This is a genomic window from Ruegeria sp. G5 (genome assembly GCF_056533365.1).
The window spans coordinates 39,861-52,391 of the sequence record NZ_JBQFOK010000004.1; the positions used below are offsets into that span (position 1 = coordinate 39,861).

The following is a 12,531-nucleotide window of genomic DNA, read 5'->3' on the forward strand; positions in this document are numbered from 1 at the left end:
GCCCCTAGTTTTCTAGACACCTGCCTTTTGCAGTTTGAGCTGTCTTTCTTTGAAGTCAACCGGCGACAGCATGCCGTTGTTCGTGTGCTTGCGTTTAGGGTTGTAGAACAGCTCGATGTATTCAAAGACGTCTTGCCTTGCTTCCTCGCGCGTCCGGTATTTCCGGCGTCTGACCTTCTCCCGCTTCTGGAGCTGAAAGAAGCTCTCGGTGACAGCGTTATCATGGCAATTGCCCCGACGGCTCATCGTCTGTCTCCTCAATTGGAGAACAGGCTAACCCAAAAGGCCGGACATTTCAGGGGATCAGGTCAGCGGAATGACAGAGCACGACAGATCAACTCATTCAAAAGTTTGAATTTTTTGGTTCTTATATACATCGGTGATATGGTTACTTCGATAGCAGTAGTTCATGCATTTCGCCGATGTCAGCGATTGCTTCAGAAAACTGATCACGTCGCAAGATTGAGTACTTTTCGTTGGAGAGAACGATATGGTTCGCACTTTTCGGAATGATTTCATCTGGCACAGCTTCTGTGGAAATCGTTCCCAGAATGAGTTGCTGACCATCAAGCGCCTTAGAGAAAATGAACTTGAAAATCGCGCCCACGTTGCTGGTGTCTTGCTCTTGTTGCTGCGGCGAGTCGATGATAAGTGGGCAGACTTTGGTGCCGCCAAATCTCTTCATTGTGTGCAGCAGTGCAAAATATTGGGCTAGCAAAGCACGAGGGAGATCACTGCCTAGAGCGTTATTCTTTATTACTCTAGTTGGCTCCGCATAATCGCTTTCTTCCAAAACTAATACGTTGAGAGCATTCAAGTATTCTTTCATACGCGACTGGTAATATTCGAGGATCTCCTTTTTCCTCTTTGAGTCCAGCTTCAAGTCAGCCTTTAGCCCATCGATCGCTTTCTGAACTTCTTCGATTGACTCATCTTTACCAACTATGTCTGCTCTGAGAGAGACGACCATCTCCTTGTTGCCCTCTGAAGCAACAATGTCGCGCAAGGTCACTTCCGATTTTTTTCGATTGAGTAACAGTTCCATTTCGTGGGTTTCTTGCCCAACCGATCTATATTCGCGTTCTGCTGCATCGAGCTTCTCAGAAACTTCGATACGGGCTTTCTGACGCTGGTCTAGAATTCCTCGGCAATAGTCCACGTCATCCAGCAGTCCAAACCTCTCTTGAAATGAATTCTCGAACTCTGTTCCGCATGTGGGGCATCCCACAATGTCGGGCGTCTCCAGCCGTGCAGCATACTCGTAGTCGGCAGTCAGCTCTGATATTGAGCGACGAAGGATCGCTATATCGGTATCAATCGCATTTCGTTCGTTCCTTATATCTTTGACCTTAGCAAGAGCATCCTGTTGTCGTGCCCTCTGCAGATTGTAAGAGTCGACCAGCTGGTCCAACTCTTTCTTGAAGGCCACGGGATCAAGGTTGACTTGGATTTGAGAGGAACGTTTCTGAAAAGTGGCCAGCGCTGTAGACAGAACCTTTCTTTCGGCTTGGTGAGCTGACCTTGTCTCCAAGAATTCCATCTCTTTCTTCTTGGCATCGTAGTAGCTCTGCGGACGTATACCCAGATGATACTCGATCATGTTCTTGCGATAAGAAGTGAACTGCTGAAGCCCGCTGAACGACTCCCAACTCTTTGCCCAGCCAGCGTCTTGATCAACATAAAATGGAAGAAAGTAGAATGCTGGTCCAGCTCGCCCTAACTTGCCGTCCGCGCTCTTCTCCAGTTCAATATTGAAATTCAGTTGTTCACAAATAAAACTAGCGATGCCCCCTTCCGTCGAGATACCACTGTGCTTTGAAAGCATGCCCTTCTGAGCATCAAAGACACCAAAGTGTTTTCCGTCCCTAACAATAAAGTAAGTTGTGCCATTCAGCACAATTTTAGAACAGTAAAACGCTTTAGCTCGTTTCCACCGGGTATTGTTCATTTGAGGCGCGTCGGCGCCAATGGAATGATAGAGGGACTTGATTAGCGTCGATTTTCCAACATCATTCTCCCCCGTCAGAATGTTCGTTCCGGACTGAAAGCTCACTATCTTCGCGGCTTTCTCGAGCTTTGATACTATCCAGAGCTTTTTGAACACCAAGCCTGTCATCTTCGCGACCTTTTCTTAGGTTTCTAATGAGTTTATGGAAATTAAATTTCTTCATTGAACACAATCACGGCAAACGCCAAGAAATAGAACTTTTCACTGTATAAGGGTAAGCCGTCTGTCAATTCCGCAATGTTTGACAAGGCGCTTGCAAGGAAACCGGGTAGCGCCTCTTCCGCCTCCGTATGGAAGTGATGTTCGAGGCGCGTCTTAAGTTCCTCGGCGTCGCCGTTTGTTGGATTGGTGTAGTCAGCTACCGCGTTGGAGATCTTTTTCCCCATTTTCATAAGGTCGACAGCAACCCACCCTGCTTCCTTCAGTTCGGCATTCACCAACGTCATATCAGGGACGCGAGTTGTGTTGTTCGCAGCCAGTTGGATTGTGTTCGAAAGAAACTTCCGGTCAACGCATTTCTTTGCCTTAAGATCATCGGTTGAAGAAATCGTCTCAGAATCGACGTTATTCTTACGATTGATCTCGTCCTGCACCAACCTAGTCCACGCGTGCATGTTGACCCCATGGCCTTCTCCAAGCTCCATCTTGAACAGCTCGGATACTTCGCCCATTAGGAAGCTCTGCATGGCATCCAGCGAGACTCCAGTTGTAAGAAAGTAAACGTTGTTTAGGCGTTCCTCATCAAAGTCTGATAGCTCGTCGGAGAGTTTTTCTTTGATCTTTTTTACATCGCTTGCCTTGAGATCGGTGGCGCGCGAATTGCTGCCACAAAACGAAAACGGTACATTTGAAACAAGAACTGTCTTGACCTTGTGCCCGGTGCAGATGCCATCGAAGTTTTCGAACATTTTGCCAAGGATTGAAGGCTTTCTGCCTTCTTTTGCCTTGGCGCGGGCCAAATAGAACCCCAAGGTGACGCTTGAAGATGACTTCTGTGTTTTGACCTGGCAAAAGTCGACGTTCTGTGGGTCGTCGTTCGGTTCCATGAAGACCACATCGTCGTGATATTCGAATGCAACCAGATAGTCAGCACCTTCCAAATGCTTCTTTATCATTTCGCAAAAAGCCCAGTTTTTCTGATAGTCGAACCGCAGGCTCGTGTCAGCTCCAGCGGTTTCGCGCTGCGGCTTTTTCAACATCTCTTCAAGTAGTTGCTGCGACACCCTAAAACACCCAATTCAAAAACAGAAACTTGCCTCACACCCTAAAGTTGATAAGCGAAGATGCAAACCAAAATCACATCGAACTCACGCAAAGGCCTTTGACCACAAAACGTTTCCTCCAGCGTAATGGAACAACCCGCGTCTGAATGTCCATTTTCGGTTCCTCAGGCCCAACGTCTCGCACGTGCAGCAGCGTCCAGTTTCTGCCCTGGGTGCCGATTCCATATCCAGCGGGCCTCGTCTATCGGGGGCAGTTCTTGGAAACGTGAGAACACGCCACGTGAGTGAGGAAGCAACCCTCAAAAGTGTCAAAATTGGTTGAAGTCGCGTTCTTACCCGTCAAAAGTCGCATCTCTCGCCGGACAAGTTGCGATTCATGCCGGACGGCACATTTATGAAGTTTTGTGGCTGGGGTGGTAGGATTCGAACCTACGATACACGGTACCAAAAACCGCTGCCTTACCACTTGGCTACACCCCAACGGTGTGGCGCTATCTACGATTGTTGTTTGCGGGGTTCAAGTCCTTTCCAGCAAAAAATGGAGGCTGCCTCAAAAAAAATTCCGGACCTTTATGGTGCGTACGTGACTGCATGAAGCAGCTTGGCATAAGTGGTTGATTTTGCCCATGGCTAGAGCTTAACGCGCCAGCTTGGTACTATGCTCTCAGGTATCGGGTTGGTCGGTTCGAAGTGCTTGAACCACGATATTCGGTATTGTGAGGTGACACTGGGAATGGTCACGTGGCGCTCAGACATATGACCTGAGAACCTGCGCAAAGGTGAAACATGAAATTTCTACGTACACCCGACGATCGCTTTGAGGGACTGACGGACTACGATTTCGCGCCACACTATACACAGGTCGACGATACCGAAGGCGGGACCCTGAGGGTTCATCATGTGGACGAGGGTCCTCGTGATGCGCGCCCTGTGTTGATGATGCATGGTGAACCCAGCTGGTCTTACCTCTATCGCCATATGATTTCGGGGTTTGTGCGGCAGGGGTACCGGGCAATCGCTCCAGATTTGATTGGGTTCGGCAGGTCGGACAAGCCGACAGAGCGGAGCGATTACACTTATGCACGGCACGTCGCGTGGATGGGTGAGTGGTTGCGCAAGACGGATCTGCACGATGTTAATCTGGTCTGTCAGGATTGGGGTGGGTTGATCGGTCTGCGACTATGGGCGGAAATGCCCGATCGGTTCGCGCGAATTGTTGTTGCGAACACGGCTTTGCCGACAGGGGATCAGCCTATGGGGGCGGCTTTCGAAAACTGGCGTGAATTTAGCCAGAATGTCCCTGTCTTTCCTGCCGGCGGGATATTGCAAGGCGGTACCGAAAGCCAACTGTCTGATGCCGTTTGCACCGCCTATGACGCGCCGTTTCCAGACGAAAGCTACAAAGCCGGTGCGCGACAGTTTCCAATGCTTGTCCCAAGCTCGCCCGATGATCCCGAGGCGGAGCCGAACCGGAAAGCTTGGAATGTGATTCAGGGATTGCAGACCCCGGTCCTGACGGCCTTTGGCGCGGATGACAAAGTGATGGCGGGAATTGATAAGGTGTTTCAGAAACTCTGTCCCGGTGCCGCAGGTCAACCGCACACCCTGTTGCCGAACGCGGGGCATTTTCTACAGGAAGACGTGGGTGCCGAATTGGTTGAATTGACCTGTGCGTTTATTGCACGGACATCTTGAGTTTGTGGGAAAACCGCGCGCTATTCCCGAATCTCTGCCGGATCAACGCCCCAAAGGTTGGATTTGAGGGTCCAGCCTTTGTAACCACTTGCCGAGACATGGCACCAATCGATTGTGCAACTTCCCAAACGGGCAACGACGCCCGTTTCGAATTGCGCACTGACCTGCGAGTTGGGATTCGGGTTGGAATAGACCGGCAGCATGTCGGCCTCGATCAGGACAGTCCGAACACCTGACAGCAGAGCATAGTGTACCCAGCCACCTGCGCCGTCCCGGTCCTGAACCTTTCGCCAGTTCCCGTATTCGGCAGTGATTTGCAGTGGCATGCCGCGCCGTTTGAATACCCAATCGATTCTGTGGGTTAGCGACGGGCCACGGCGCACATTGCCCTCAGCCGCCTTCATCGAAACAAAACGCGGCAAGGGTAGGTTGGTAACCTGCCCACGTTTTTCCTGCGCGATGGCGTCAGTTGCGCCGATCGCAATTAGAATCACACTCATCAGCGCCACCAGCTGGCGACTTGCGGGTCTAATACCACTCACGGACTGTCTGCTCTTGCTGCCTGTTGATCTTGTTTCGAAAAAAGGTCGTCTCAATGTGGCTGGGGTTCTTGTGCCCCGCCTTATCCTGCGCCACGATGCCATGGCGCGCGAAGGTTTGCAAAGCAGTGGGGGAGCACAAGTGCCAAGAGAACGTCTGAGTGTTGTCGTTACGCGACGGTTGCCCGAGGCGGTTGAGACCCGGTTGAGCGAATTGTTCGATGTGCGCCTGCGCATGGATGACGCTCCGATGTCACGGGAAGAGCTTGTCGAAGCCGTCAAAACAGCGGATGTCCTTGTGCCGACGGTGACCGACACCATCGACGGTGGATTGCTGGGGCAGGCCGGAGAAAAGTTACGCCTGATTGCCAATTACGGGGCAGGGGTGGACAATATTGATGTCGCCACTGCGCGCCAGCGTGGAATTCTTGTTTCGAACACACCGGGTGTTCTGACGGATGATACCGCGGACATGACGATGGCGTTGATCCTTGCCGTCACGCGCCGCATCCCCGAAGGCCTGAGCGTTATGCAGCAGGGTGAATGGGAAGGCTGGGCTCCGAATGCGCTGTTGGGTGGGCGCATCGGCGGGCGTCGACTTGGTATCTTGGGTATGGGGCGCATCGGGCAGGCCGTGGCCCGCCGCGCACGTGCCTTTGGCATGCAGGTGCATTACCACAATCGCCGCAGGTTGCGCCCGGAAACGGAACAAGCGCTTGAGGCCACATATTGGGAGAGCCTTGACCAAATGGTCGCTCGGATGGACGTTATATCCATCAATTGCCCATCGACCCCTTCGACGTTTCACCTGATGAACGCAAGGCGTTTGAAATTGATGAAGCCATCCGCAGTCATCGTGAATACATCGCGCGGAGAAGTGATCGACGAGAACGCGTTGACCCGCATGATCCGTTCCGGCGAAATCGCCGGTGCCGGTTTGGATGTTTATGAACACGGAACGGATGTGAACCCGCGATTGCGGCAATTGCCCAACGTTGTTCTACTGCCCCATATGGGTTCGGCTACATTGGAAGGTCGAATTGAGATGGGCGAAAAAGTCATCATCAATATCAAGACCTTTGAAGATGGTCACCGTCCACCTGATCAGGTGGTCCCGGCCATGTTGTAAATGTCGGCTGCTGCAGCGCGGGCCGGCAAGCAAAGTTTTTTTCAGGAGGATACTATGAAGAAAAGTCTGATTTCTGGATTGGTTCTGTCGCTGATGGCCTTCTCGGGCACGTCATTTGCACAAGAGGCAGCAGACGCCGTCGCGCCCGAAGGCGGTTCCGAGGGAGAGGTTCAAGGCCTGACCGAGGAAGTGATCGCGTCTCTCGAGGCGAAATTGGCCGGAAAACCGGTTACGTCCCAAAACTGGATGGTGGCCGCAGCCAACCCGTTGGCAGTCGAGGCTGGGGCCAAGGTGTTGCGGGCCGGTGGCTCGGCTGCGGATGCGATGGTCGCCGTACAGGTGGTTTTGGGGCTGGTTGAACCTCAGTCATCCGGGCTTGGCGGCGGTGCTTTTTTGGTTTGGTATGACGCCGCGACTGGAAAATTGACGACACTGGATGGGCGCGAAACCGCGCCATTGGAAGCAAACCATAGATTGTTTCAGGACGAAAACGGCGAACCTCTGCAGTTCTTTGATGCCGTTGTCGGCGGCCTGTCCGTCGGTACACCCGGAACGCCGGCCCTGTTGGCAGAGGCCCATCGCCGCTGGGGCCGCAGCCCGTGGCCGAGCCTGTTCGCCGAGGGGATAACTCTGGCAGATGAAGGGTTCCTTGTTTCTCCGCGTTTGGCCAGTTTGGTTGAAAATGACGCCGAACGCCTATCGCGGTTTCCTGTAACGGCCGAGTACTTCCTGCCGGATGGCAAACCATTAGAGCAGGGGCAGCGGCTGATGAATCCTGCCTATGCAGAAACGCTGCGTACATTGGCCAGTGAGGGCGCGGCGGGTTTTTATGGGGGTGAGATCGCAGCCGGGATCGTCAACACCGTGCGCAATGCACCGGGAAATCCCGGCGTTCTGTCTGGTATTGATCTTGCCCTGTATCAGGTAATCGAACGTGAGCCGGTTTGTGCTGCCTACCGCGTTTATGAGGTCTGCGGGATGGGTCCGCCATCTTCGGGCGCTCTTACTGTCGGGCAGATACTAGGTATGTTGAACGGCTATGATCTGGCGGCGTCCGGCCCCCAAAGCTATGACACATGGCGTTTGATTGGGGATGCGTCCCGCCTGGCCTTTGCGGATCGCGGGCGGTACATGGCCGATCACGACTATGTACCTATGCCGACCAAAGGTCTGGTTGATCCGGAATATCTGGCCGAACGCGGCGCCCTGCTGGGTGAAAACGCCGCTTTGATCGACGTGGAACCGGGCAATCCGGAATTCGAACACGCCTCGAACTGGGGGGATGATGTGTCGATTGAGCTGCCGTCCACCTCACATATTTCGATCGTGGACCAGTACGGAAACGTCCTTTCCATGACGACAACGATCGAAAACGGGTTCGGGTCGCGTCTTATGACCAACGGGTTCCTTCTGAACAATGAACTGACGGATTTCTCGTTCAAGACCCACAGCAACGGTGTTCCAATCGCCAACCGGTTGGAGCCGGGCAAGCGCCCGCGGTCTTCGATGAGCCCGACAATCGTAATGGAAGATGGAAAACCGGTTCTGGCCATCGGCTCACCGGGGGGCAGTCGTATTATCGGCTATGTCGCCAAGTCGATCATCGCCTGGGCAGATTGGGATATGGATGTGCAACAGGCTTTGTCCCTACCGCATCTCGTAAACCGGTTCGGAACCTATGACCTCGAACAGGGAACCGCGGCCGAGGGGTTCTCGGATGCGCTGACCGAACTGGGATACGAAGTGAACCCTCGCGATCTTACATCAGGTCTGCACGCGATCGAGATCGGAGACGTCTTGACCGGCGGCGCTGATCCACGGCGCGAAGGCATCGCTTTGGGTGAATAAAGCCCACAAATCAGGAGGAGAAGGATGGTGCAGGCAGTCGCGCTAGCTCGGAACGATGATGGGATACAAACGGTCGTCGGTATTCTGAAACAAAGGTTCGGCGACCGCCTGCAAACCGGTCACGCCATTCGCGAGCAGCATGGACACACGACCACTTGGATTGAAAATCAGCCCCCCGATGCGGTGGTTTTTCCGCATTCCACGGAAGAAGTGTCCGAAATCGTCAAAGCCTGCGCCATGCATAAAGTGCCGGTCATCGCATTCGGTACCGGCACATCGCTGGAAGGGCATGTGAACGCGCCTGCGGGCGGTATCTCGGTTGATCTGACACAGATGAACAAGGTTCTGGCCGTGCACGCCGATGATCTTGATTGCGTTGTCCAGCCGGGCGTGACACGCGCAGACTTGAATACGCATCTGCGCGATCAGGGGTTGTTCTTTCCGATTGATCCCGGCGCGAACGCTTCGCTCGGTGGCATGGCTGCGACGCGGGCTTCGGGGACCAATGCGGTGCGCTACGGAACAATGAAGGACAACATCCTTAGTCTTGAGGCCGTGATGCCCGACGGGCAGATCATCCGAACCGGGCAGCGCGCCAAGAAATCGTCGGCCGGGTATGATCTGACGCGCTTGCTGATCGGCGCCGAAGGGACGCTGGGCATAATCACGGAAATCACGTTGCGCTTGCAGGGCATCCCCGAAGCGATCAGTTCCGCGCGCTGTTCTTTCCCGACCGTGGACGCGGCATGTCAGGCGGTCATGACGACAATCCAATATGGTGTACCCGTCGCTCGGATCGAGCTGTTGGACGAAATGTCCGTCAAGGCAGCCAATGCCTATTCCAACCTGACGCTGCCCGAAACGCCGCTGCTGCTTTTAGAGTTCCACGGATCCGAAAGCGGTGCAGTCGAGCAGGCCGAAACCTTTGGTCAGATCGCGGAAGAGTTCGGCGGAACCGACTTTGCAGCAACGTCGACAACTGAAGAGCGTAACAAGCTATGGCAGGCGCGGCACGACATGTACTGGGCTTGCCTGCAACTGCGCCCCGGTGCGCGCGGGATATCTACGGATGTATGTGTTCCAATCTCGCGTTTGGCTGATTGCGTGACCCAATCCCAGAACAAGGCCGAAGCGCTGGGCCTGTTGGCACCGATGGTCGGCCATGTCGGAGACGGGAATTTTCACACATTGCTGCTGATCGATATGGAAAATCCAGACGAGGTAACCAAGGCCGATGAATTCGTCGGCTGGTTGAACGAACTGGCGATTTCGATGGACGGAACCTGTACGGGTGAGCATGGAATCGGACAGGGCAAACGGCCATACCTTGAGAAAGAACTGGGTGAAAGCACGCGGTATATGGCGGCTATCAAGGCGGCGCTTGATCCGGATGGCATCATGAATCCGGGAAAGATTCTATAAAACGCCGACCCGGCCAGCCCATAACTTTCCCAACTGGTTCAATAGCGTCAGAAAAAGGTCGGTTTTGCACCCAATAGCGTCGGGTGGATTTTGCGGTGCGTGGTTCTGTTGGGCATAACTCCTGCCAAACAGATTCAATCCGGAGTACGGGCGAATGAAAACCCAAGTCAAAGCACTGGTCGTTGGCGGTGGCGCCATCGGAACCTCGATCGCATATCACCTGGCCAAGGCTGGCTGGGATGATGTGATGCTGATCGAACGGGATGAACTGACATCCGGCTCCACCTGGCACGCGGCTGGCCTGCTGCCGCTGTTCAACATGTCCTATGCGACGACCCACATCCACAAGTATTCGGTCGATTTCTACAAAACGCTTGAGGAAGAAACCGGCCTGAACGCGGGCTTCGCCGTGGTCGGCAACCTGCGCATGGCACAGACGCAGGACCGTATGGACGAGTACATGCTTTATGCCTCGACCGCCGAAACTTGCGACGTCAAATACGAATGGCTGACCCCGGATCAGATCAAGGAACGCTGGCCACTGATCGAAACCGGCGACCTGAAAGGCGCGATCTATCACACCGAGGACGGCTATATTAACCCCGCCGACGTGACTCAGGCCATGGCCAAAGGTGCCCGTCAACGTGGCGTGGATATCGTGCGCAAGATGCAGGCTGATGCCTTCCACTGGAACGGTACCCATTGGGAAGTCACCTGCACCAAGATGGTCGAGCAGGGCGGCAACCTAGTACCCTCGGATGAGCAGGTCGTCATCACCGCCGAACACGTTGTGACCGCATCGGGCAACCACGCGCAGCGCACCGCCAAGATGCTGGGCATCAAAATGCCCGCGATCCCGGTTGAGCACACGTTCATCGTCATGGACAAAGACCCTGAGCTGGTCAAATGGCGTGAAGCTGGCAACCCGGAACACCCCGTTGTGCGGGATGCAGACAATGAATCTTATGCCCGTGAGGAACGCGGTGGCTGGATTCTGGGCATCTACGAACACGGCGCGCCTGCGCGCTTTGAACATGGCGTGCCGGACAGCTTCCGCGCGGACTTGTTCCCATTGGATATTGACCGGATCGCGGATCAGTACATGGCGATGGCCGAACGGGTTCCTTCCTGCGCTGACTCAGGTCTCAAAGACGATTTCAACGGCCCGATCTGCTACACCCCAGACGGTAACCCGCTGGTTGGTCCGGCTCCGGGCCTGCGCAACATGTGGCTGGCCGAGGGCTTCAGCTTCGGGATCACCGCTGCAGGCGGCACCGGCTACTATCTGGCCCAGATGATGGTGGATGGCGAAGCCGAGATCGACATGGCCTCGCTGGACCCCAAACGGTATTCGTCCAACTGGATGACCACCGAGTTCGCGGCCCGCAAGAACGAAGAGTGCTATGAGCACGTCTACATCCTGCACCACCCCGATGAAGAGCGCGAAGCCTGCCGTCCGTTGCGGACCGTTCCGGCCTATGACCGGCAGAAAGCGCGCGGTGCTCAGTTCGGCTGGGTCAACGGCTGGGAACGTCCGAACTATTTCGGGCCGCTGGATGCGTCGGACAATTTCGACAAAGAAAGCCGCTCGTTCCGTCGTGGTGGCTGGTGGCAATACGCCGTCGAAGAAGCCAAGGCGATCCGCGAAGGCGTGGGCCTGATCGACGCATCGGCCTTCACAAAACATGTCGTTAAAGGCCCTGGTGCCACCCAGTTCCTGGATTGGTTCACCTGCAACAAGCTGCCCAAGATCGGTCGTATCAACCTGACCTACGCGTTGACCTCGCACGGCACCACCCGTACCGAATATACCATCGTCCGCAATGGTGAGAACAATTACTACATCGTCTCTGCCGGTGCCTGGACCGAGTACGACGCGGACTATCTGCGTAAGGCGGCCGAGGACAAGATGGAGGAGTTCGGCTATATCGAAATCCAGGACGTGACCACCCAGTGGGGCGTCTTCGCAATCGCCGGACCCAAGTCCCGTGACGTTCTGAAAGAGGTCATCAAAGACGCCGATCCGGAAACCGCTCTGTCCAACAAGCGCTTCCCGTGGCTGTCGGCCCGTCAGATCGAACTGGGTATGTGCCCTGTGAACGCGATCCGCGTGGCCTATACCGGTGAGTTGGGCTGGGAACTGCATCACCCGATCGAAATGCAGAACTACCTGTTCGACCTGCTGGAAAAGGCCGGTGAGAAGCATGGTATGAAACTGGTCGGTGCGCGCGCGCAGAACTGGCTGCGTCAGGAAAAATCCTATCGCGCCTTCGGCACTGAACTGGGTCGCGACGCGACTCCGCTTGAGGCTGACCTGCCGCGTTTTGTCGACCTGTCCAAGGATTTCCACGGCAAGGACAAGCTGGAAGAGACCGGTGTGCGCGTCAAATGCTGTACCTTGCTGATCGACGGGCCGGACGATGCCGATCCGTGGGGTCGTGAGGCGCTGTACACGCCAGAAGGTGAGCGCGTCGGTCGTCTGACTTCGGGCGGCTATTCGGTGGCCTTCGAGAAATCCATCGGCATGGGCTATGTGAAGCCTGAGCTGGCAGTTGAAGGGACCAAGCTGAAGGTCAAGATGCAGGACAAGCTGTGGGATGCGGTCGTGACTTGCGACAGCCCATACGATCCAAAGAATGAAACCATCCGCAAGGACGGTTAACTTAT

The 12,531-nt window shown here is 54.8% G+C and carries 8 protein-coding genes, 1 tRNA gene and 1 pseudogene; 5 read left to right on the top strand and 5 right to left on the bottom strand.

The window, feature by feature from the left end:
* Positions 1-12: 12 nt before the first annotated feature.
* From ACR0BD_RS08235 to ACR0BD_RS08250, 4 genes and pseudogenes are all read right to left on the bottom strand, one after another.
* A pseudogene (locus ACR0BD_RS08235) lies at positions 13-249 on the bottom strand (IS3 family transposase); the annotation flags it as partial.
* 139 nt (positions 250-388) lie between these two features.
* Positions 389-2,116, bottom strand: coding sequence for a hypothetical protein (locus tag ACR0BD_RS08240; RefSeq protein ID WP_480829908.1), 1,728 nt, complete (start codon positions 2,114-2,116; stop codon positions 389-391).
* A gap of 41 nt (positions 2,117-2,157) precedes the next feature.
* Positions 2,158-3,231 carry a dsDNA nuclease domain-containing protein gene (locus tag ACR0BD_RS08245; RefSeq protein WP_480829910.1) on the bottom strand — a complete coding sequence of 358 codons (1,074 nt, stop codon included), beginning with the start codon at positions 3,229-3,231 and terminating at the stop codon, positions 2,158-2,160.
* 405 nt (positions 3,232-3,636) lie between these two features.
* Positions 3,637-3,711 (bottom strand) — tRNA-Gln (locus ACR0BD_RS08250).
* Positions 3,712-4,017: 306 nt separating this feature from the next.
* Between ACR0BD_RS08250 and ACR0BD_RS08255 the strand changes: the two genes are divergently transcribed.
* The gene (locus tag ACR0BD_RS08255; RefSeq protein ID WP_480829911.1) at positions 4,018-4,926 is read left to right on the top strand and encodes a haloalkane dehalogenase; all 909 of its coding nucleotides are present in this window, start codon (positions 4,018-4,020) and stop codon (positions 4,924-4,926) included.
* A 20-nt stretch (positions 4,927-4,946) separates the two neighbouring features.
* Here ACR0BD_RS08255 and ACR0BD_RS08260 read toward each other — a convergent pair whose 3' ends face one another.
* Positions 4,947-5,426, bottom strand: a complete 480-nt coding sequence (locus ACR0BD_RS08260) for an SH3 domain-containing protein (RefSeq protein ID WP_480829913.1) — start codon at positions 5,424-5,426, stop codon at positions 4,947-4,949.
* A 181-nt stretch (positions 5,427-5,607) separates the two neighbouring features.
* On the opposite strand from ACR0BD_RS08260, the gene ACR0BD_RS08265 reads away from it, so the two are divergent.
* The 4 genes from ACR0BD_RS08265 (at position 5,608) to ACR0BD_RS08280 (ending at position 12,526) form a co-directional block, all read left to right on the top strand.
* On the top strand, positions 5,608-6,594 hold the full coding sequence (locus tag ACR0BD_RS08265) for a 2-hydroxyacid dehydrogenase (RefSeq protein WP_480830221.1): 987 nt from the start codon (positions 5,608-5,610) through the stop codon (positions 6,592-6,594).
* 54 nt (positions 6,595-6,648) lie between these two features.
* Positions 6,649-8,442: a gamma-glutamyltransferase gene (ggt, locus tag ACR0BD_RS08270; RefSeq protein ID WP_480829915.1), complete on the top strand. Its 1,794-nt coding sequence runs from the start codon at positions 6,649-6,651 to the stop codon at positions 8,440-8,442.
* Between the two features lie 24 nt (positions 8,443-8,466).
* A complete protein-coding gene (locus ACR0BD_RS08275) occupies positions 8,467-9,864 on the top strand; it encodes an FAD-binding oxidoreductase (protein ID WP_480829917.1) in 1,398 nt (465 codons plus the stop codon).
* A 154-nt stretch (positions 9,865-10,018) separates the two neighbouring features.
* Positions 10,019-12,526: a GcvT family protein gene (locus ACR0BD_RS08280; protein ID WP_480829918.1), complete on the top strand. Its 2,508-nt coding sequence runs from the start codon at positions 10,019-10,021 to the stop codon at positions 12,524-12,526.
* The last annotated feature ends 5 nt before the right edge of the window (positions 12,527-12,531 follow it).

What these genes read in the sequence shown, in the direction of transcription:
- ACR0BD_RS08240 (WP_480829908.1), bottom strand. Translation starts at nt 2,116, where the DNA reads ATGACAGGCTTGGTGTTCAAAAAGCTCTGGATAGTATCAAAGCTCGAG.
- ACR0BD_RS08255 (WP_480829911.1), top strand. Translation starts at nt 4,018, where the DNA reads ATGAAATTTCTACGTACACCCGACGATCGCTTTGAGGGACTGACGGAC.
- ACR0BD_RS08260 (WP_480829913.1), bottom strand. Translation starts at nt 5,426, where the DNA reads ATGAGTGTGATTCTAATTGCGATCGGCGCAACTGACGCCATCGCGCAG.
- ggt (WP_480829915.1), top strand. Translation starts at nt 6,649, where the DNA reads ATGAAGAAAAGTCTGATTTCTGGATTGGTTCTGTCGCTGATGGCCTTC.
- ACR0BD_RS08275 (WP_480829917.1), top strand. Translation starts at nt 8,467, where the DNA reads ATGGTGCAGGCAGTCGCGCTAGCTCGGAACGATGATGGGATACAAACG.
- ACR0BD_RS08280 (WP_480829918.1), top strand. Translation starts at nt 10,019, where the DNA reads ATGAAAACCCAAGTCAAAGCACTGGTCGTTGGCGGTGGCGCCATCGGA.